Annotated in this window: 26 protein-coding genes; 4 read left to right on the plus strand and 22 right to left on the minus strand. The window is 37.5% G+C overall.

What is annotated here, in order from left to right:
* Positions 1-23: 23 nt before the first annotated feature.
* The 7 genes from NIZ91_11680 to NIZ91_11710 all read right to left on the minus strand — a co-directional run bounded on the left by NIZ91_11680 (position 24) and on the right by NIZ91_11710 (position 5,191).
* On the minus strand, positions 24-974 hold the full coding sequence (locus tag NIZ91_11680; protein USY53419.1) for a DMT family transporter: 951 nt from the start codon (positions 972-974) through the stop codon (positions 24-26).
* A gap of 123 nt (positions 975-1,097) precedes the next feature.
* A protein-coding gene (locus NIZ91_11685) for an IS3 family transposase (protein ID USY53420.1) occupies positions 1,098-2,248 on the minus strand; the annotation gives its coding sequence in 2 pieces (ribosomal slippage) (positions 1,098-1,975 and positions 1,975-2,248; 1,152 coding nt in all).
* A 112-nt stretch (positions 2,249-2,360) separates the two neighbouring features.
* On the minus strand, positions 2,361-2,924 hold the full coding sequence (locus NIZ91_11690) for a nitroreductase (GenBank protein USY53421.1): 564 nt from the start codon (positions 2,922-2,924) through the stop codon (positions 2,361-2,363).
* A gap of 31 nt (positions 2,925-2,955) precedes the next feature.
* The gene (locus NIZ91_11695) at positions 2,956-3,345 is read right to left on the minus strand and encodes a hypothetical protein (GenBank protein USY53422.1); all 390 of its coding nucleotides are present in this window, start codon (positions 3,343-3,345) and stop codon (positions 2,956-2,958) included.
* Between the two features lie 128 nt (positions 3,346-3,473).
* Entirely contained in the window at positions 3,474-3,893 is a 420-nt protein-coding gene (locus tag NIZ91_11700; GenBank protein USY53423.1) for a DUF4395 domain-containing protein, read from the minus strand.
* 73 nt (positions 3,894-3,966) lie between these two features.
* On the minus strand, positions 3,967-4,527 hold the full coding sequence (locus NIZ91_11705; protein USY53424.1) for a hypothetical protein: 561 nt from the start codon (positions 4,525-4,527) through the stop codon (positions 3,967-3,969).
* Positions 4,528-4,633: 106 nt separating this feature from the next.
* On the minus strand, positions 4,634-5,191 hold the full coding sequence (locus NIZ91_11710) for a GNAT family N-acetyltransferase (GenBank protein USY53425.1): 558 nt from the start codon (positions 5,189-5,191) through the stop codon (positions 4,634-4,636).
* A 129-nt stretch (positions 5,192-5,320) separates the two neighbouring features.
* Here NIZ91_11710 and NIZ91_11715 point away from each other — a divergent pair, with 129 nt between their 5' ends.
* Entirely contained in the window at positions 5,321-5,476 is a 156-nt protein-coding gene (locus tag NIZ91_11715) for a hypothetical protein (protein USY53426.1), read from the plus strand.
* 201 nt (positions 5,477-5,677) lie between these two features.
* Here NIZ91_11715 and NIZ91_11720 read toward each other — a convergent pair whose 3' ends face one another.
* Positions 5,678-6,121: a hypothetical protein gene (locus tag NIZ91_11720; protein ID USY53427.1), complete on the minus strand. Its 444-nt coding sequence runs from the start codon at positions 6,119-6,121 to the stop codon at positions 5,678-5,680.
* On the minus strand, positions 6,108-6,497 hold the full coding sequence (locus NIZ91_11725; protein ID USY53428.1) for a DCC1-like thiol-disulfide oxidoreductase family protein: 390 nt from the start codon (positions 6,495-6,497) through the stop codon (positions 6,108-6,110). Before NIZ91_11725 ends, NIZ91_11720 begins: the two co-directional genes overlap by 14 nt.
* Positions 6,498-6,826: 329 nt before the next feature.
* Here NIZ91_11725 and NIZ91_11730 point away from each other — a divergent pair, with 329 nt between their 5' ends.
* Positions 6,827-7,699: a cation diffusion facilitator family transporter gene (locus NIZ91_11730; protein USY53429.1), complete on the plus strand. Its 873-nt coding sequence runs from the start codon at positions 6,827-6,829 to the stop codon at positions 7,697-7,699.
* A 110-nt stretch (positions 7,700-7,809) separates the two neighbouring features.
* Here NIZ91_11730 and NIZ91_11735 read toward each other — a convergent pair whose 3' ends face one another.
* Positions 7,810-8,355, minus strand: coding sequence for a cupin domain-containing protein (locus tag NIZ91_11735; GenBank protein ID USY53430.1), 546 nt, complete (start codon positions 8,353-8,355; stop codon positions 7,810-7,812).
* 137 nt (positions 8,356-8,492) lie between these two features.
* Here NIZ91_11735 and NIZ91_11740 point away from each other — a divergent pair, with 137 nt between their 5' ends.
* The gene (locus NIZ91_11740) at positions 8,493-9,113 is read left to right on the plus strand and encodes a LysE family translocator (protein ID USY53431.1); all 621 of its coding nucleotides are present in this window, start codon (positions 8,493-8,495) and stop codon (positions 9,111-9,113) included.
* A gap of 38 nt (positions 9,114-9,151) precedes the next feature.
* Here the strand turns inward: NIZ91_11740 and NIZ91_11745 are convergent, their stop codons facing one another.
* Positions 9,152-9,478 carry an AzlD domain-containing protein gene (locus NIZ91_11745; GenBank protein USY53432.1) on the minus strand — a complete coding sequence of 109 codons (327 nt, stop codon included), beginning with the start codon at positions 9,476-9,478 and terminating at the stop codon, positions 9,152-9,154.
* Positions 9,475-10,200, minus strand: a complete 726-nt coding sequence (locus tag NIZ91_11750; GenBank protein ID USY53433.1) for an AzlC family ABC transporter permease — start codon at positions 10,198-10,200, stop codon at positions 9,475-9,477. The genes NIZ91_11745 and NIZ91_11750 overlap by 4 nt, the downstream gene beginning before the upstream one ends.
* Before the next feature lie 97 nt (positions 10,201-10,297).
* Between NIZ91_11750 and NIZ91_11755 the strand changes: the two genes are divergently transcribed.
* Positions 10,298-10,852, plus strand: a complete 555-nt coding sequence (locus tag NIZ91_11755) for a helix-turn-helix domain-containing protein (protein ID USY53434.1) — start codon at positions 10,298-10,300, stop codon at positions 10,850-10,852.
* Positions 10,853-10,887: 35 nt separating this feature from the next.
* Here the strand turns inward: NIZ91_11755 and NIZ91_11760 are convergent, their stop codons facing one another.
* The 10 genes from NIZ91_11760 to NIZ91_11805 all read right to left on the minus strand — a co-directional run bounded on the left by NIZ91_11760 (position 10,888) and on the right by NIZ91_11805 (position 21,239).
* Entirely contained in the window at positions 10,888-11,988 is a 1,101-nt protein-coding gene (locus NIZ91_11760) for a spore germination protein (GenBank protein USY53435.1), read from the minus strand.
* On the minus strand, positions 11,978-13,198 hold the full coding sequence (locus NIZ91_11765; protein ID USY53436.1) for a Ger(x)C family spore germination protein: 1,221 nt from the start codon (positions 13,196-13,198) through the stop codon (positions 11,978-11,980). Before NIZ91_11765 ends, NIZ91_11760 begins: the two co-directional genes overlap by 11 nt.
* A 16-nt stretch (positions 13,199-13,214) precedes the next feature.
* Positions 13,215-14,687 (minus strand): spore germination protein, encoded by a 1,473-nt coding sequence (locus tag NIZ91_11770; GenBank protein USY53437.1) that lies wholly within the window; start codon positions 14,685-14,687, stop codon positions 13,215-13,217.
* Positions 14,688-14,804: 117 nt separating this feature from the next.
* Positions 14,805-15,149, minus strand: a complete 345-nt coding sequence (locus NIZ91_11775; protein USY53438.1) for a cupin domain-containing protein — start codon at positions 15,147-15,149, stop codon at positions 14,805-14,807.
* 88 nt (positions 15,150-15,237) lie between these two features.
* On the minus strand, positions 15,238-15,996 hold the full coding sequence (locus tag NIZ91_11780) for a dipeptide/oligopeptide/nickel ABC transporter ATP-binding protein (GenBank protein ID USY53439.1): 759 nt from the start codon (positions 15,994-15,996) through the stop codon (positions 15,238-15,240).
* 1 nt (position 15,997) lies between these two features.
* A complete protein-coding gene (locus NIZ91_11785; GenBank protein USY53440.1) occupies positions 15,998-16,792 on the minus strand; it encodes an ABC transporter ATP-binding protein in 795 nt (264 codons plus the stop codon).
* A complete protein-coding gene (locus NIZ91_11790) occupies positions 16,789-17,637 on the minus strand; it encodes an ABC transporter permease subunit (protein USY53441.1) in 849 nt (282 codons plus the stop codon). Before NIZ91_11790 ends, NIZ91_11785 begins: the two co-directional genes overlap by 4 nt.
* Positions 17,637-18,581, minus strand: a complete 945-nt coding sequence (locus tag NIZ91_11795; GenBank protein ID USY53442.1) for an ABC transporter permease — start codon at positions 18,579-18,581, stop codon at positions 17,637-17,639. Before NIZ91_11795 ends, NIZ91_11790 begins: the two co-directional genes overlap by 1 nt.
* A complete protein-coding gene (locus tag NIZ91_11800; protein ID USY57156.1) occupies positions 18,578-20,068 on the minus strand; it encodes an ABC transporter substrate-binding protein in 1,491 nt (496 codons plus the stop codon). Before NIZ91_11800 ends, NIZ91_11795 begins: the two co-directional genes overlap by 4 nt.
* A 295-nt stretch (positions 20,069-20,363) precedes the next feature.
* Complete coding sequence (locus NIZ91_11805) at positions 20,364-21,239, minus strand: AraC family transcriptional regulator (GenBank protein USY53443.1); 876 nt, start codon at positions 21,237-21,239, stop codon at positions 20,364-20,366.
* Between the last annotated feature and the right edge of the window lie 19 nt (positions 21,240-21,258).

Raw genomic sequence — 21,258 nt, forward strand, 5'->3', positions numbered from 1 at the left:
ATGCTAATCATAATTTCAAAAGTTTACGAGTTTTCTAACTTTTTGTCAATTAGCTTTTTGCTTAATTTTTGAGCTCGGGAGCGCTCTTGATACGTTGTTCCAATAATACCAATCATAATAGCTATACCGCCAATCCAATGAAAATAAGACAAGTGCTCATGTAAAAATGCTACGCCTGCTACTACGCCAATTAGCGTAGCTAAATTGGTAAATACGCTCATCTGTGCTGCTTGAATAGTTTTTAATGCATAGTTGGATAAAAAAGCTGTAATAAGAGAAGAAAATATACCTAAATATGCTACTGATAGCAAAAACCCCAGTTGAAACAGCGGTTTAAAGAATGTTGCCAGCGAGCCATTAAGGCTATGATGAACAACTGCGACTCCGTTAAAACCAATAAATCCAACGAACATCATAACGTATGTAAGCTCAATGGTAGAATAAGAACGTGTCAGTTTACGAGCGAGTACGTTGTAAGAAGCATTTGATAAAGCTGCTAGCAAAATAAAGAGAGCACCTATGCTTCCACTGACTGAGAAATTTACGCCTTTCATCGCCAGTATGTATACAATGCCAGAAACGGATAATAGAATCGAAAATTTTTGACGAGGTGTTGACGTTTCTTTTAATAGATAGGTAGCAAGGAGCAACGTAAAAATTGGAACTGACGCTTGAATAATGCTTGCTTCAGAGGATGTGGTATATAAAAGACCAAGCGCTTGAAAGCCAAAATAACATATTGGAAATAAAAGACCTAAAGGCAAAATCCGAAGAACATCGTGCCTATTCACCTTCATTTTCTGTTTGTTTACAAGCAGAAGCAGCGAAGCAACTATAAAGGATAACGTAAAGCGGTGAGCAAGTACGTCAATGACCCCTGCATAATTTAGCGCTACTTTTACAATCATGAGCGCAAACCCTGTAATGATTGCATATAAAAAAGCTGAGCCAAATGCTTTTTGAACATTTGTCAAATAATCCTCTCCTTTTGAAGCAATTGTGCGGATGTACTTCACTAATCTTTTATACAAGTATACAAAAAAGCCCTTGTTTTACGGGACTGACCCCTGTTTTTGAGACAGGAATCAAAACACCTTTTAAACAACCAGTTTTCTGTATTGTACAGGAGACTGGTTGTTTAATTTTGTTTGAATACGGGCATGGTTATAATACGTAATATAGCTTTTGACGGTTTGCTCTACGATGGTAGTCGTAGTGTATGTCAACTCGTCAAGGTAGAACGTTTCAGACTTTAGTGAGGAATGAAACGATTCAATTGAGGCATTATCTGCGGGCGTCCCTTTTCGGGACATACTCATGATAATGCCTTTCTCTTTAATTGTTTGTTGATAAGCATACGATGTGTACACAGAGCCTTGATCACTATGCAACGTGCACCCTTCCGGTAGAGAAGGGAGTTGGTTAAGCGTGTCTAAAACAAACGCGACATTTTGACAATCACCTATGGAATACGCAATAATCTCTCCGTTAAATAAATCTTGAATACTTGAAAGATACAATGGTTTCGGCCCAAAAGGCAAGTACGTAATATCGGTCACGAGCTTTTGGAGAGGGCGTTCAGCTTGAAAGTCACGATTTAATACATTCTCTGCAACCTGATAAGGTTGCCCTGTTCGCTGCCGTTTCTTTCGTTTAACACGACATTGCCAACCGTATTTCTGCATGGTACGCTGCACAAACTTGTGGTTAATCTTCATGGTTCGCTTGAGTACAGCTGTGATTTTTCGATAGCCATATCGAAACTTGTGTGCACGACATTGTTCACCCACTTGCTGTTCCATCCATTTCTTTCGTGTATCCTGTTGACTATGCTGCTTCCAACGGTAGTAAGTGGATCGGGGAATACCAAGATGGAAACAGATTTGATAAATAGGGATTTGTTCTTTTAACTCTTCCACTAGGTTCACTGCGATTTCTGGTACCACTTCCTTTCCAATTCCTTGTACTTTTTTAAAATCTCGATTTGTTGCTTTAACTGTCGGTTCTCAGCCTCTAACTTCGCTGTCTCGCTTTCAAAATCAGGACCTTTTCCATAGGCATATTGCTTGCCTACTGGCTGTTCCAACCGGTGTACATCCCCAGTTTGATACCACTTCATCCACGTTTTTAATTGGGTAGGATTTCGAATGTTTAGTTGTGATAAGACTTCTTTTACAGATACACCGGCTAATCTCATTTCAATTGCCTTTAACTTTAGTTCGACTGGATAACTAACTCTTGTTCCCATAGAAAAAACACCTCCAAGTGATGGTTAGGTACTACATACCCAGTTTTCAACTTAAAGGTGTTTTTTATTTGTCTCACTTTACGGGGTCAGTCCCTACAACAAGAGCTTTTTCTTACGCTTCAATCAGCGTGAGCTTTTCCATAATTGCTTCACGCGGCTTAGGTGCCGGAACGTCATCAAATTTACCTAACATGAGTACACCGACAATGGCTTCATCTTCTTTTACATCTACTATTTTTCTGAATCCAGGTTGATGAATAAGCTTTCCTGTTTTCCACAGAACTCCAATTTCTTGTTCCCACGCTAGCAGTAAAAAATTTTGGATAAAAGCAGACACAGCGCTGAAATCTTCTTCTTGCTTCATTTCATTTTCATCTTTAGGGACTGTAACAACAATATTGGCCTGTGATTGAGAAAACTTTTCTGCCATCTTTCCTATTTTTTTTGCTGCCCCTTCATCAGAAACTTGTTTGGACAAGTTTCTCATCCCCTCACTTAGTGATTTGTTGCCTTTTCCATAGAACATCACAAGTCGCCACGGCTGACGTAGTTTATGGTTTGGAGCCCATGACGCATCGTCTAAAAGTTGGATAATAGTCTCTTTGTCAATTGGATTATTGTTAAACGTACGAATGGTTCTTCTTTCTCTTATTACGTCTCGAATGGATGCTGACATTTTAATCGTTCCTTTCACCTATAGATTTGTATTAGCTGTTTTGAATTAAAAATCGCACGGCTTGCGAAATATCCATGTTGTGTTGTTCACAAAATGTAAGCAGTCTATCATATGTATTGGCGTCTAATCGTACATGAATCGATTCGGTAAGCCTTGCATTATCAAGATCCTTTGAAACTTTTCGCTGATCTTCTTTAAACATACCTCGATGTACGGATAACGTTGCGCTTCCTCGATCAGCAATTTGCTTTTCACATTCTCTCTCATCCCAAAACTCTTTAACTCGCTTCATGCGTTCATCAAGTCGCTCTTGAAACGCTGTACTTTCAAAATTTGCTCCGTTACGCTTGGCTTTATGGATAAACTTTTGAAACATAAATTCCCGATATTCTTCGTAGCTTTTAAATGATATCACTCTCATATGATTACCCTCACATTTGTTCTACGATAATCATTCTCAATTGATTATCTATCCTTATATTACTGAATGTAAGACATTTCTGTCAATCTTTTTCTCAATTAAAAAAGAAAAGGCGCTTTGCCTTTTCTTTATGCAGCTTGCTTTTGCTTCTTTCTCTTGTACTTCCACATTATATACCGATAGCGTATCGTACAGCCGATGCAGTATCCCATTAAAGCTACTCCTGCTGCAATAAGCACCATAATACTAAAAGCTGCTGATATAACCGGTAGATTTGTGATAAAAAACAACAGTGATAATCCTAAACAGATTGTCGCAATCCATTGGTTGAAAAGCTGCTGATCACGCTCTTCTAACGGATAGGATGAAACTTCTTGTTTAAGAAATTGTTTTCCTATCTTCATAATGGGATTTTGTTTTGTTAAAAGAGTAATCATTCCTACAATAAATGGAGCAAGCAGTATCCATGTTGTTGTGAAAAATGATAATATTACGCATACGACAATAAAAGCTTGATTGAATTGAACAAGTGGTTTTGGAATCCCCATGACAAATAACCCCCTCTTTATATCTCATTATACATAGTGTATTAGTAAGAATAAAGATGGGAGCTTTTGAAATTTATGAGTTTTTCAACTTTCTTAAACAAAGCTTTATGCATTCATTTGCCTCTTCGATAAGCTGATCATTTCCTGTTTTCAAGCGAATTTCAAGCGACTGTTGAAAATAATGATGGGCTTTTGAAAGATTTTGTTGATCTAATAAACACTTGCCGTACTGTTGATACAAAAAATCTGCGTATGTATATAGCGATGAATTTATGTGAAGCTGATTGAGGAGTGTTTCGAACATTTCATTTGCTTTACACCAATTGCTTTGCCAATGGAATGTTTGTCCTAAATAAATGGAGCTTTTAAATACTTGCTTGTGCTCTTGATACCTTTCATATAAATAAATGGATAGCTGCAAATGCCTTACGCTGCTTTTTAATTCGCCTACAATGCGTTCATATTTACCAATTATCCGGTATATGCCCGCAGCTATTCTCTCATCTTCCTCTGAGATTGCTTTCTTTTTTAAATGAGCAATCCCTTTTCGGATATCAGCTTCACTAAAAGGCACTTCGCGGAGCTTCTGACTAAAACCATAATTCATATTAAAGGGAATACGCTTTATATCCATAAAGAACCCTTCCTTATATATCCATTTTATATAATTGTACCCTAAAGTCTCGGTACATACAATATATATGAAAACCCCTTTCATGTGTAGAAAGAGGTTTTCATCACTATGCGTTTCGCTTCATATAATAAAATGGTTTTCCACTAATATAGCGTGTACCCGTCACGTGAAAATCCATTTTTTCATAAAGGGCACGAGCTCCTTCATTCTCAAATTCAACATTTAGGGTTAATGGAAGCTGTCTACTTTCTGCTTCTTGAAAAGCACTCTGCAGCAGCATAGATCCAATGCCTTTACCTTGATAACTTTCACTTACAACAATTGAATCAAGATAAAAGTCTCCTGCTTCTGTTTCCCTATCTGGAAGCCATGTGCTGTTTCCTGTTTTTTCACGAACGTACGAAATCATCGGCTGATCGAAAGCTTCAATATGTTCACCCTCATAGCAAATCATTACTCCCGCGATTACCTCGTTAAGCTCAGCAACGGTAATATTTTTATAGCTATATCGGCTGCAGTCTGACGCTACATATGTTTGTAACACGCGAAGAGCTTCGTCATCCGTTGAACTAGCAGTATGGTCTCTGGCAATTTGACCAAGCATGCTATATAAAAGTTCACTTATAATGCCCGCTTCTTGTTTTTTTGCTTTTCTGATGTTCATACTATCAATGCTCCTTTTTATCCTCTATTTCTACTTTACCACATCTGCTTATCTTTGAAAAAAATATACATTTCATCAAAAAAACAATATAATAAAATAAATAACCAAAAGATGGTAGGTGCTCAGTTGATGCCAAGAAAACAAATGCGTAAAAAGAAAAAATTAGGTAATCGAGATAATATTTTTGATTTTCTTTTTGATTTACTCTTGGAGGTTCCTCAGCTTTTACTTTGGCCAGTGCGATTACTTATAAAAAGCATAAAGCATCTCTTTAATGCGTTTTAGTAAGTATCATTACATATTGATACTAGCCATGCTTGGAGCGGAATTCTTCCAAGCATGGCTGCAGTTTTTTATTATTCTTACTTCAGTGGAAACTCATGCTTCTGCTTGTGCTTTGCATTTTTTCTTACTTCTTTCCACCAGTAGTATAAAGTAGTTCCAACAAAAATCCCCACTAGCATTCTTATCATAAACGGCGTCATCTTACACTCTCCCTTCTTCCTTTACAAATAGCGCTTGAATGAGCCTCTTTCTTTCAAAAAATAAAAGAGCTAGGCACATTAGTGTTAGTACCGTACTTAAATCCTGTACGCCAATATCAAAGAAATAGTTAATCATCATGACATTTATAACAATTGGGAAATAACAGATTGCTCCAAATAACGCAGTACGCGGAATCATAATGAGAATAGCAGCTACTACCTCTCCAATCCCAATTATAATTTCATATTCTTTGGAGTAACCAAAAAATCTCCATGCCATAACAAACCCTTCACCATTTAGCGCAAGTGCTTCAGGAGTAGGCTCTCCAAACTGACCGAATACAATCTTTACAGAACCGTAAATAAGAAACACAATCCCTAAAAAAATCCGAAACGTTGCTGGAATTGATTGACGAAAAATTGAAATCCATTTAGAATCTTTCATTTGTCCACTCCTTTACCTCTTTTTCTGTTAAAAATCGGTTTTTTTCTTCTGCAGTAGGCAGCCGGCAAGCTTTGTTTTTCATCAGTTTGTACCTGCGTTTAGCTACGTAATCATACACTTTATCTCGAAGGCGTCTAGGCACAAGAATAAAGGCATATGCATATTTAATTGGTCCTGTCAGCTCTTTCACAATACGTAATATTGCCGTTGACTTTGTATAGATTAACTCGCTTTGAAGTAAGACAATTGACTTGTACTCTTGAGGAATTCTGTGATTAGTTCGCATCTTTTCAGCAAAAGATGATTGCAGAGAAGCAAAATAAAACGTAACTTTTGGGTCATGGTTCATTATAAATAAAATAGTTTGATTACACATATGACAGTCTCCGTCAAAAAAAATGATGCTTTTTCTCACTTCTATTGGTAAAACCTCCCTTCTTTTAAATTGTAATACCTTTTCCCAGCCGTAACGATGTCGCTATCTTACATTTAGCTTACAGTTTTGTAAGTAAAGCGTTTTTAAAGTGCACAAACTACTGTTATAAAAGGAATAAAAACCAGTCGTTTTCCCTAAAATAGATTTGTCTTTATTCAACTTTTTTATCGACTTTGAAAACCAGTGTTTCTTACTGAAAACGTTTCTATAGATTCACTTGGTTGTCCACTGTTACGATGAAAGTCATCTAACGGAAAGGAGTTTTTTCTATGAAGCGCTCATCTTCAAACATTGCTTTTTTATCTGTCGCTAGCAATTCCTTTGTTGTGCTTATGAAAGTAATTGTTGGCATCCTTACGGGGTCAGTAGCTGTGTTGTCCGAAGCTATTCATTCAGCTCTAGATTTATTAGCTTCTTTTATCGCTTTTGTTTCTGTTAAAGTATCTGGTAAGCCAGCAGATGACGACCATCCTTACGGTCATGGGAAAATCGAAAATATCTCAGGAACAATTGAGACGTTGCTTATTTATGTAGCAGGTATTTGGATTATCTATGAATGTGTACATAAACTAATTTCACCTGAACCCATCAAACTTCCGCTTCTAGCGATTGGTGTTATGCTTTTAGGTGCTCTTATTAATTTTGTAGTTTCTAGAATTGTTAATAAGGAAGCAACTCGCATTAACTCCGTTGCAATGAAGTCAAATGCCTTTCATCTTCTTACAGATGTGTATACATCGCTTGGTGTAGGACTTAGCTTAATCTTAGTTGCCTTAACGGATTGGACGTTTCTAGACCCTATTATTGGGATTGCTTTAGCGCTTTATATTATGATTGAAGCAACGAAGTTAATGAAAGAAGCATTCCCGCCACTGCTTGACGCTCGTTTAAACAAAAACGAAGAAGAGGAGGTTTTAGCGGCCATTCGTACTTTTCAAAGTGAATATATTGAAATTCAGTCTTTTAAAACAAGAAGAGCTGGTGCCCATGAACATATTGATTTTCACCTTATCGTATCGCCTGAAGATAGCATCAAAAGCATTCACCACTTATGTGATCGCATTGAAAATAAAATTCTGGAAAAGTTTCCGAACGCTCACATTATGATTCACCCAGAGCCGGACGGTTTACAAAATCGTTAAAATCAAAAAAAAGAGCCCTACTATAAGTTGGACTCTTTTTTTTATAAATTATACAAGCTTGTCTACTGCCTTTATTTCAGAAATAGTATTACTAGCTATTTGCTTTGTTGTTAAAAAATCGAGGGAGTCACAGAAAATAAGATCTTTGCGTCTTCATTAAAGTCGTTTTCCCATTTATGCTTCATGTAAGGAGGGATTTTAACACTGTCTCCTTCTTCAAGAACATAACGTTCTCCTTCCAGGTATAGCATGATTTTCCCCTGCAACACGAATGCAACTTCTTCCCCTTTATGATCTAACAATTTTTCTGACGATTTTTGCTGCGGTGGCACGATCATAATAGCGGTAGCTAGAGTTCCTGTAAACCCTGGAGAAAGCAGCTCATATGATAAGTTGTCAATACACATTTTTTTCCGCTCTTTTGACCTAACAACTAGATCTTTTGTATTTGTATCTTCTAATAAAAAACTGAATGTAGGCACTCCTAAAACCATTGCCAGAACCTTCAACGTTTGAATGGATGGATTAGCGATACCACGTTCAATTTGACTTAACATGGACGGTGTAATAGCTGCTAATTTGGCTAATTCACGACTTGTCATACCTTTTTCTTTTCTACTTTTTTCAATTTTTTTACCTATATTGATATCTTCCACTTTACAAACCTCTCTTATTAAATATAAATTGATTTTATTTAATTAAATTAAATAAAAATTCATTCTTTATGTTAATATTAATTTAATATAGTTTAATTATATTTTACAACTTCTATTTTAACAAAGGAGTGAACATTTTGAATGACTTATTAACGTTTTTATTACTATCTTCTTTTGTTGTCATGAGTCCTGGTGTTGATACTGCGCTTATTACAAAACGTACCGTTAGTGAAGGGCGCACCTCTGGTTATCGAATGGCCATGGGTATTACTGCCGGTTCATTAGTCCATACGTTCGCCGCAGCGTTTGGCCTTTCAGCCATTCTCATGCAGTCTGCTTTAGCATTTGAAATTGTAAAATACGTGGGAGCTATTTATTTGATTTATCTCGGCGTTTCTTCATTTATGACAAGAAAAAAACAAGAAAAAGAAGAGAATTTAAAAGACCAAATAAAACCTGGTCAGTCTGCATTTAAGCAGGGATTGTTATCAAACGTATTAAACCCAAAAGTAGCGATGTTTTTTCTGACGTTTTTACCTCAATTCGTCACGCCAGGTTCAAGCTCTATTCAGCAATTACTAATGATGGGTGTTATATATACGTTTCTATCTATTTCTTGGTTTTTTGTTTATGTCTTTTTCATTAACTATTTGCGAAGCTGGCTGTTATCGGCCAAGGTTCAGCGCGCAATGGATAGGGCAACTGGCTTAGTACTGATTGGCTTTGGAGTTAAGCTTGCGTTTTCAAAACAAAATTAATTAAAAAACGACTAACCAATTGGCTAGTCGTTTTTTATTTATCCCATAATGAAGCGAACTGCGGCCATTAAGGCTACTCCGCTTAAAACCGTAACGGATAAGCTCTTGCTTCGAATCCCAATGAAAATTGTTGGGATAATTACAATGATAACTTCCCAGTTTATTTGAAGAGCATTTTCTGTTTGTACGGTGAAGTTTTCTACTACCAAAGCGGTTAAGATACAAACGGGAATATATGAAAGCCACTTAAGAACCGGTTCTGGCAACGTCATGTTTCGAACAATTGCAAATGGTACAACCCGTGGAATAAACGTTACAAGTGCACATCCTAAAATAATCAGTAGCGTTGATAAATCCAGACTCATTTTTCAGTCATCACTCCAATCGTTGCAACAATGATAGTTGACACAATAACGGCTACGTGCGAAGGCATAAAAAACGATAGCGTAATCATCGCAATAGTCATGTATGCGATTAGGGTAAGAGAATGTCTAAGTTTTTTTGGAGCAAGACTTTGCAGCTGTAGAACAAGCAGGGCAACGAACATAGCAATCAAAGCAAAATCAAGACCTAAAGCTTCAGGATCTGCAATGACGTTTCCAAATAACGCTCCCACAACACAGGCACAAATCCATGAAAGGTATGCCGTGATGTTTAAGCCATTCATCCAACGATCCGTTACATGTTCACCCTTTGCGATTTTATTAGCGGCAACTCCAAATGATTCGTCTGTAATAAGAGCTCCAATACCTATATTCTTTATCAATGAATAGCGCGTAAAGTGTGGAGCGAGCGTTGCACATAATAAAAGGTGCCTTAAATTCACAATGAAAATAGTTAAGATAATGGCTGATGCTGGACTATTAGCGACAAGCAGCGCACAAATAATAAACTGAGCCGCTCCTGCATAAACAAATATTGCCAATAGTGCTACTTCTAAAACACTAAGCTTTGAAGCTACTCCTACTACTCCACAAGCAATGCCAATACTTATGTATCCTAATAGCGTGGGAATACAATCTTTAATTCCTTGTGAAAAAGTTGGAACTGCACTTTCACTTTGAACAAATGCTCTTTCTGTAATCACATTACCCCTCCTTTGTTCATTATATTATACAACCAACTGTTATAACAAACAACCGTATGTTATACTGTTTGTATAAAAATGTTAAAGGAGACTTATTATGGACCATATTCAACAAACGATTGCAGCTAACTTAATCAGCATTCGAAAAAAAAGAAATTTATCCCTCACACAAGTTTCTGAGCTAACAGGTGTCAGTAAAGCGATGCTCGCGCAAATTGAAAATGGAAAATCCAGCCCAACTGTCACGACGCTATGGAAGATTGCCAATGGCCTCCAAGTATCCTTTTCATCGTTTATTCAAGAGCAAAAAGCCCAGGTGAAAAAAGTTCAGCTAAAAGATCTTAAACCTATTACAGACAATGAAGGCAGCTACGTTGTTTATCCATTCTTTCCTTATCACCCTGAAAAAAAGTTTGAAGTATATATTGTGACGCTTGCTCCTGGCTGTACGCACGGAGCAAAATCTCACCTTGGAGAAGAATACCTGCTGGTAAAAGACGGAGGTCTGTCTGTTATAATAGATGGAGAAGAACACGTGCTAACATCGGGAGATGCGCTTCAATTTCCAGGCTCCTCACCTCATAGTTATATAAACCGAACGGAAAAAGAAGCGAGCTTTTTCTTGCTGATGTATTATCCAGAGCCACAATAATTCTAACAGCGTACGTACTGAATACGTACGCTGATTTACTTTTTATGTACTATGTACTTTGCTTTAATTATTGCAGTCACTAATAGGAGAATGGGAATAATAATCTGAAGTGGCAAATGTACATAGTAAGGAACTATTTCTAGGCCTATATACAAATGTTCAATGTGATTTGGTGCAATAGCAAAAGACAAAATTAAAATCAGTAAGGCTATTGGCAAAATGAAATGCTTCATTTTTTTCTTTTTAAAAAGATCTGTAGCTCCTCGAACAGCACAATAGAAAAAAATAATTAGCTTATATAAACCAAGGGTTACTAGCGTAATCACAATTAAGGATTCTAAACGTGTGATAAAGTTTGCTATGTTAATAAGAGAAATAGCTGACAATAAAGGAAAAGTCGATTCTGCAACCGTTTCTTCATCTAAAATCATGATATTCGTTATGGATGAAAAGGCCAAATAACTAGCACTTACAATAATTCCGTACACTCCTACCTTTTTGAGATTCCTTTGTTTACTAACAAAAGGAAACAGCATTGCAAACGTAATCATTTCTCCAAACGGAATTGTCAGTACCTTTGGAAAAACGGTTGTGAAGATCGGCATCCAATCTCTCGGGTAGATGGGCCTTATATTATCTATTTGTTCAATCCCCCCAATAATTTCAAATAAGTGCAAAAGAAAAAAAATAGTAACAAGCATCCCAATACTCGTAAGCGCAACTCGTCCAATTGTCTGAATACCTTGATTTACTGCATAAACGCTAACAGCAACCATAAGTGCAGCAACTACTACTGAAGATGTATTACGATATGAAGTGATGATTAAAAGGTCTGTAAAGTCGCGAAGAATACGTGCTGCCATGTACATAAAATAAAGTACATAAATAAGCGCAACTATCCAGCCAACATATTTTCCCCAGACTGACTGAATTAACTCAGTAAGAGTAAGGTTTGGATAGTAGTGATAAAGCTTAAGATAAGCTAAGTAAAGTACACAGCCTAATAACCCTCCCATTAGAATGGCAATCCATGCATGTCTACCTGCTCCGCTCCCTATCTCCAATAAAAGGGCACTCCCCAGCTCAAATAGTACGATAAGGCAAAAGAATTGAAAACTACTTATTTTAGTTATCATGACCACTTCCTCTTTCGTAAAACTTAATAGAATTTTTTCTAGCTCCCTCTGTTTTAATTGAAATATCTACTCGGACATTTGTTTCAGCATTCTTATAAATAGATCGCCAAGAATCTTTAAACTTACTCCATTGTGCAGGATGTTGAATGGCTAATTGTTCTCCGTACCCAAAGCTATCTACACCCAGCTTCTGTGAAAACTTAAACATTTGTTGAATTTCTTCTTCAAGTTTTTTCTCAGTTACTTTTTCTAAAGGTTTTAAATCTTCGTTATTAGCTAGTTCGTAAGGCCCGATAATTTCAGAAATTGTAGCATTTCCTTTTACATCCATTGTTAATTGAGCCTTACCATTTTTTATTTTTGCATATCTTTTAGATTTCATATCTAAAAGACGTAACGTGATAAATTCATCTTCGTTAAAAGGAGCTGTTATATACATCACTTCTCCTTCATTGTAAGCAATTACTAGAGCCCTGGTACTTTGTCCACCTTTCCATCCAACCCAGCGATCTTCTTTAAAAAAAGCCATTCCGTCAATTTCTGGCTTGATTGGATCAGTCCTTTCGATATTCGCAACCTCGCTCATTTTTTTACTTTTCCTTTTTAACGTAACTGTTGAAATGGTGATATCTTCTTCAGCATTTTTGGTATATTGAATAACTTTACTAATGGTTAATCTCGAATTAGTCCCAACAACTTTTTGAATATTTTCCACATTTGTCACTAACGCTTCACTCGTTATTTTATTGAGGGGGGTAAGCACTTTTAAAATTGAAGCAGCTGATGTATTATGACTCAACAAAACCGTTGTAGATAAGCGTAGTTGAAAGTCACGTTCAAATACTTCCAATATGTTCAAAATACCCTCTTTCGCTAACTCTTCACTAATAACTAAAACCTCTAAATGTGGAAAGCTAACATAACGGGAAGTCTTTTTAAAACTATGCCAAATAGCTTCTCCCGGCGTTTTCCCTTCACCTTCAAAATTAATAATGCTAGGTCCTCCACTTGAGCTAGTAGCGGTTGATACATTTGAGGGGTTAACAACTTGAAGTGTTGCTTTGTACGGACTGTTTTCTCCCTTATCTAAAGCAATGCCTAAAACAAAGCTCAGCTCATTAATTTCACGATAGTCAGCGCATCCACTCAATAAGGTGAAAACAAAAGCTACTAGTACACATTTGCTTATTGCTTGACTATAACGCTTCACATCAATCACCCTCTTCTTACTTTTTATCCCTAACGACGTTTCTCTTTCTTTTCATCATCTTCCAAGGTAAACGAATAAAGTTATCTTGCTGAGCAGCTGCATTGAATGGAGAAATAGGTGAAAAGTAAGGTACACCAAAGGAAGAGAGCTTTGCAAGATGAAAAACAATAACAAATAAAGTGAGAATAATACCATATAGCCCTATGAAAGCTCCCATCACCAACATGACAAATCGTAACATTCGAGCTGAGCCACCGATGTCATATTGAGGAACTGCAAAACTACTTATGGCTGTCAAAGCTACAATGATAGTAGATATAGCGGATACAAACCCAGCTTCTACGACTCCTTGTCCAATAATTAACGCTCCAACGATCGATGCAGCTTGCCCTGATGCCCGAGGAATTCGTATGCCTGCTTCACGTAATATTTCAAACGTAATATCTAACAAAAAGATTTCTACAATTGTCGGAAACGGTACTCCTTCTCGCTGGGCAGCGATACTAATAGCTAAACCTGTTGGTATCATGCCAATGTGATGGGTAACAAGAGCCACATACAAACCAGGTGTAACAAGAGATAACACAAAAGCAAAGATTCGAATTAACCTTACCATTGAACTGATATCGGCTTTTTCATAATAGTCTTCAGCCGTTTTAAAAAAATCCATAAATAATGTTGGTAATATGATGGCAAAAGGGGTACCGTTGATTAAAACAACAATTCGCCCTTCAAGAAGGTTTCCTACAATTACATCTGGTCGCTCTGTAGTGCACGTTAAAGGAAATGGGGAATACTCCTCTCCTTCTAAGAAGCTTTCTAAGTATCTTGACTCTAACACACCATCTATTTTAATATCGGCTAGCTTTTTTTTTACACTCTCTAGAATTGATTGATCTACTACGCCATCAATATACATAACGGCTATATCAGTTTGAGTTGTTGTGCCTAATTTTGATAGCTCAACCTTTAGTTTGGAGGACTGGATGCGTGAACGAATAAGCGCAATATTTGTTTGAAGCATTTCAGTAAACCCATCTTTAGGACCTCGAACAAGCACTTGAGTCGTTGGTTCCGTTACGCTTCTTGATTCAATAGACTTTGTTCCAACCACAATTACTTCCGGACTTTTCGGTACAAATATAACCGTATTTCCTGATACTAAAGCATCGAGAACGCCTGTCCAGGAGTCTATTGTTTGTATTCTCGCCGCAGATAAAGAATAATTTCTTAAGTGTTGCACCAGTTCATGATGTTGTTTTAAATTTTCCACTGAAGAATGTTCAAATAGTTCGTTAATAGGCTTAACAATTGCAGATTGAATAACATGGATGTCACAAATACTTTCAATATAGGCAATAACTAACTCTGACTTTTTATCTATGGTAAAAACGCGAGTAATTAAGTCCGAATTCGCACCTAAATCTTCAGCCAATTGCTGTTGAAACTGCTTGCTGTCCACTAGTAATTTATTTTCTGATGTTTTCAAAGTCATCATCCTTTTTAATGTATACAAAGGTTTTTCTATTCTTAGATTCTCCTCATTACCAACTCCTATTCATAAAAAAGCCTTGCTACTTGTTACAAGATAAAACCCACTTCTTTGCTAAAGAAGTGGGTTTATATGTATACTATTTGATTGAATGATAAGCACAGTCATTCCTCTATCACTTCCTGATGTGTGCCATTCGCCTGTTTCCCAAAAGGCTGCTTGTCCTTTTTTGATTGGTTTCCTTACTTGATCATCACCTGTTACCCAGCCTTCCCCTTCAATCACCAGAAACAGCTGCTTACTTGGTGCTTCGTGATGGCCTATAACTCCATCTGGTTCAACGTACATTATCCCTATAGAAGTATTTTCTAATGCAGCTACCTTTAAATAACTTGACAGCTCAGATTCATATTGCGTAACTGGAGCTGCTTGTTGTTGTTCAAATAAAAGTATCTTCAACAAAATGTCTCCTTTTCATCTATTAGTCTTAGTTAACATAATAATATTATCTTTTAAATAAAAGCATTGTATTTAAAAGATACAATGCTTAAAAAATGGAGACAAGCTCTTTTGTATAGGCGTTTCGCTGCAAATGAAACAGCTCTTCAGTCGGAAACATATCGACAACCTCACCATGCTTCATTACCATGATGCGTTGACTCAGCTCTTTTACCGCTGTAAGGTCGTGTGAAATAAATAAGTAGGATAAATCAAGATGATCGCGAAGATCTTCTAATAAATGTAAGATGCTGCGCTGCGAAATGACATCGAGACTTGCAGTGGGTTCGTCAAGTATCACAAGCTCAGGCTCAATACTAATCGCACGAGCAATAGTTACACGCTGCTTTTGCCCTCCGCTTAGTTCGTGAGGATATCTATCAGCAAAGCTAGCCGGTAATCCAACAATGTTGAGCAGTTCAGACACAAACTGTTCTGTTGATGAAAATGAAAAATAACGCAGATTTAACTGCTTTTCATACTGTAAATACGGATCTAGCAGTGAATCCTTTATTTTTAATTTGGGGTTCAATGCCGCTGTTGGGTTTTGGAATACAATTTGAAAACCTTTCCGAATTGGCATTAGCTTGCGGTTGCTTAACCTTTGAATTTCTTGGTTTCTAAATAAAATTTTTCCGCTATTCACTTCTTCTAATCTCATTAAACAACGTGAAAGCGTACTTTTCCCACATCCGCTCTCGCCTACAAGCCCCAAGCACTCTCCCTTTTTCAATTCGAACGAAACGTTCTTTAAAACCTGCTGACCAGCATATACTTTATTAAGGTTTTGAACAGATAAAAAGCTCACCTTACAACACTCCTTCTTGAACAGCTAGCTCGCTTGCTTTTAATACAGGTGCCGCTGCGATCAGCTGCTTTGTGTATTCATGCTGAGGACTTGTGAGCACCTTGGTTTTATCACCAGATTCCACAATTTTACCTTCCTTCATAATGGCTAAGCGGTCTACATATTTTCTAACATGGCGCCAGTCATGCGTAATAAATAAAATTGTACAGCCCGTTTCTTGCTGTTTTTCTTTTAATAATTGTAAAATTCGATGAGCTGATACGCTATCAAGGGCTGTTGTGATTTCATCGGCAATAACGAGTTCAGGTGATAGTAAAAGAGATAACGCGATTGACGTGCGCTGAAGCTGACCACCGCTTAGCTGGAACGGATAGCGTTTGTAAAACTCCTCATCTAATCCTACTGATTCTAGAGCTTGAATCGCATTGCTTTTCCGAGCTTTTCTATCATTCACGCCATGTACTTTTTGATACTCTTGAAAATGCTGTCCAATGGTTCGAAACGGTGTAAATGAACCTTGATAATCCTGGAAAATATATGCAATTTTCCGACCTCGAATTTTTTTCATATCGTTTCGTCCAAAAGAAAGAGTATTTTCTCCGTTAAAATTGACTTTGCCTTCAGCTTTTAAGTTAGGCGACAGCATTTGACCAATGGTTTGTGATAAAATGCTTTTTCCGCTACCACTCTGTCCTACAAGGGCATACCAATCACCTTTTTCAAGCTGTAGTGATACGTTATCAAGAATTTTTTTTTCCTTACTTCTTACTGACAGCTTTTCAATCGACAAAATCATTTTTGCACTTCCTTTTTTACATCAAATTGATCACGCAGATAATCACCGATAATATTAGTAACAAGCACTACGCCTACAATTGCTAATCCGGGATAAATCATCAGCTCAGGATTAGATTGAAAATATGGGCGCGAGTCATTGAGCATTGCTCCCCACTCTGGTACAGGCGGTTGCGCACCTAATCCAATGTAAGATAAAGACGAAATTAAAAGAATAATCTTCCCTAAGTCCAAGCTTGCCATGACAAGCACATGCCCAATGATGTGTGGGGCTAAGTGTTTTTTCATAATACGCAAAGGAGATAATCCGTTTGTACGAGCTATTAATACATATTCTTTTCGTGACTCGGCTAACACGGTACTTCGAACAAGTCGCGCGTAGTTCACCCATTTCACCATCACAATTGCAAAAACGAGATTTCCGATTCCAGGGCCCAATAGACCACTTAGTACAATGGCTACTACCGTATCAGGAAACGCTAAAAAGCTGTCTGCAATTCTCATAAACAATCGATCTATCAACCCGCGCTTATAGCCTGAAATAAGGCCAATTGGAATTCCTACGAGCAAAGCTACTCCTAATGCAAGCGCGCTAAACCCAATTGTTTGCTTAGCACCGAGCAACAAGCGAGTTAAGATATCTCGCCCTAAATGATCGGTTCCCAAAGGATGTGCCATGCTCATTCCTTCCAGTCTCTTCTCTAAGTTCGTAAGACTTGGATCATACTTTAAATAGCAAAATGCATAGATAGATGCTGCGATAACAATAAAAAAAATAAAGGCGAGCGGCATGATGACTTTACGCTGTTGTTTCATAAGTGGCAAATATGATAAAGACTCTTTCATCACTTACTCTCCTTTTCTCTATATTTCATTTCAGGATTTAAATAACGGTATGACAGGTCTACGCATGTATTCACGATAAACACAATCATTCCCATAACAAGTATATATCCTTGAATAAGCGGATAGTCACGCTGGCGAATTGCATCAACAATGAGCTTGCCGATTCCAGGGTATGCAAACAACACCTCTATAACTACAACCCCACCTATTAAACTGCCCAGGCTAACACCAAACACCGTAATGACCGGAGGGATACTGTGGCGAAAAGCGTGCATAAAAAAGATTCGTGCTTCTGATAACCCACGAGCTCGTGCTGCGCGAATAAATTCTTCGCTGTAAGAGTCCAATAAACTTGAACGAAGCAAGCGAACATAAACGCTTGAAATTGCTAAGCCTAACGTAATGGAAGGTAAAACGAGCGACAATAACCCGTCTCTTCCCATCGTAGGAAACCAGCTTAGACGAACGCCAAATAAATCAATAAAAATAAGCCCTAACCAGAAGCTTGGAATTGCTGCTCCAACAATTGAAAGCGTTCGGCTTACTTTATCTATCCAGCTGTCTCGGTAAAGTGCTGATAGCGAACCTAACGGAATCGCAACGGCAAGCATGACAAGAATGGCGCCACTTGCTAGCTCTAAGGTAGCCGGCAGAGCAGCCATAATTGTACTCATCACGTCTTGTCCCGTTACGAACGACTGCCCGAAATCCAGCTGAACAAATTTCGCTAACCATAACCCATACTGCACAAGAACGGGCTCATTAAAACCCATCTCTTCACGAAGTGCTTCTACTTGCTCTTGACTGACTGAGAGCTCATCAACGTTCAAAATGGTTAGCACGGGATCTCCCGGTGCTAACCGAATAAAGATAAAACTTACAAATGTTATAAACAATATAAAAAATAGAACTTCCGAAAACTTTCGGAAAAGAATCTTAATCATTCTTTCACATCCAACTTATTGGTAATCATGTAGTATTCACTTTTAGCCGTAAACCAGTTTTTCACTTTATCCTTGTTGTAAGCAACGATTGTCGATGGATGTAACACAAACGAGTTAATGACGTTATCATCTACATAGTCCGCTGCTTTTTCTGCTAACTCAGCGCGTTTCTCTTGATTGACTGTACGATTTAATTCGTCAATAATAGCCGTCAACTCTGGCTCAGCTGCTTGGCTAAAGTTTAGTGCTCCTTTTGGATGATACGTTGCGTTTAAATAGTAACCAGCATCTCCGCGCGGTGCCGTTAAGTTACTATACGTTGCGATATCCCAATCGCGATGTGACGCCATATACTCTTCCGGTGTTTCAATTTGTTTTATCTTAATATCAATTCCGATTTGCTTTGCATCTGATTGAAGCACTTGTGCAATTAGCGGTAGGTCTGCTCTAGCTGGATAGGTTAATAACGTCAAGCTCAGCTGCTTTCCGTCTTTTTGCATCTTTCCGTTCTTTAACGTATAACCAGCTTGTTTCAAATATTGAACAGCTACATCTGACCCCGTTTGGCGCTTATCATACGTTGGGGCAAAAGGTAATGAAGGTAAAAATGGGCCTCTTGCTGCTTCAGCATGACCTAATAGAATTTTATCTACAATCTTTTGGCGATCAATTAATGCATCCAGCGCTTTTCGTACATTGATATCTTTCATTTCTTCTCTTTGCATATTCATGGTTAGCTGATGCACGCGGAACGTTGCCGTTGATTCAACTTTCATTTTTGAATCTTCTTTAAGTGAATCTAAACTTTCTACCTCTGGACGATAGACAATGTCTGTTTGTCCAGATTTTAATGCTAAGGTACGCGCATTGGCATCTTCATTAAACGCAAATGTTACGGAGTCAAGCTTTGAAGCACCGTCCCAATAATCGTCAAAACGCTCAAGCTCTAGTTTGCTTCCTGGTGTAAACGAAGCAAGCTTAAACGGACCTGTGCCAACTGGTTTATTTACAACATCTTCTTCAGATACATCGATAATGGAAACGTTTGGATTAACAAGCTCCGAAATAAACTCTGGAAACGGCTCTGTCGTTTTAATCGTAAGCGTAAAGCCATCAGCTTTAATTGTATCAATTTTCAGTGCATTCTGGATAGCAACATTTTCTTTTAACGCTCGTTCTAACGATTTTTTCACAGCTTCAGCATCCATCTGTTTGCCATTTTGAAACTTTACATCTTCACGCAGCTTAATTGTCCAGTTTTGACCATCTTCTCCACCCCAGCTCTCAGCTAGCCAAGGCTCAATGCTTAAATTCTCTTCATCAAGTCGAATAAGTGTTTCTGTAATACCCGCTCGTAGCGGTACGTAGCTAGAATCAACATGTGGATCTAGTGAATTTGTAGAGAAGTTATACAAGAAGTTAATGTGCTTGCCTTCGTTTTTAGAGGTTGTTGAATCTCCGCCTCCCATACAAGCGCTTAAGAGCATAGCGCAAACGATTAAAATCCCTACTTTAGGAACGTTATGCTTGATGTATGTAAGTACGCCTATGTTTTTACTTTTATCTACTAGTCTTTTAATCACGTTTCACTGCTCCTTTTTAGTAAATTCGTAATAATTCCGTTTTAAATTTTATCGTAATAGTTACGATTTATCAATGATTTTTTCGTAACTATTCTTTTTTGCTTGTATTATCCATTTTATAGATTACATGACAAAATAAAAAAGGAGACCACATTTGCGATCTCCTTTTTCTTTATCAAAAGCATTGGTTATAAAGTTATCACTGCCGTTTTAATACGGGTATCCATATTTCACTTTTAAAAGTTGGTGAGGTTACATCTTTATGTTCATTCCATAAAATTTCTGGTCCGTCTACCTGCTCATAACTTGAGGATGGAAACCATTCAGAGTAGATTCGCCCCCAGACATCTTGTAAAGTATCAGGAAATGGCCCAATTGCTTCAAATACAGCCCATGTTAAAGCGGGTACTTCCAGTTGCATTAAATTATCGGGACAACCCTTAGTTGTTGCTACACCGATATAGTGGTCAAGCTCACCTTTTTCCTCCATTCGTCCTTCTGAAAAATTCACAGATGCACTAAGCATCCCCAGTGGTTTAACATTAGAAAGTTTTTTTAATTGATTTATCGTTTCATGGGTTAAGCTTTCCCACATAGCTGCAATCTTTGGGTTAACTCCATGAAAAACGATAGGTACTCTTTCTTTAATCCCGACTATACGAAATGCTTCTTTTTCTTCAATGCGATAGTTCATTTCGTTTCCTCCTTTTATAGATAGCTGAAAGGTCATTTTCGGATAAGCTTTGAGTGAATAACCATTCTTTTTAGCTTCTGAAGGAGTTAGACCATGTAGATTCTGAAAAGCTCTAGTAAAGGAATCTGGTGAGTTATATCCGTATTTAATAGCAATATCAATAACCTTCATATTATTATTTTTAAGTTCGAATGCTGCCAGAGTAAGACGCCTTCTTCGAATATATTCTGATAAAGTAATGCCTGCAAGAAAAGAAAACATCCTTTTAAAATGATACTCAGAGCACAGAGCTAACTTTGCCACTTCTTTAAAATTGATATCATTGGTTAAGTTCTCTTCAATATAGTCTAAAGCTTCATTCATATTCTTAAGCAAATCCATTCTTATGACCTCCCTTGTT

The organism is Bacillus sp. 1780r2a1 (assembly GCA_024134725.1).
In the GTDB taxonomy this organism is placed as follows: domain Bacteria; phylum Bacillota; class Bacilli; order Bacillales; family Bacillaceae_H; genus Priestia; species Priestia aryabhattai_A.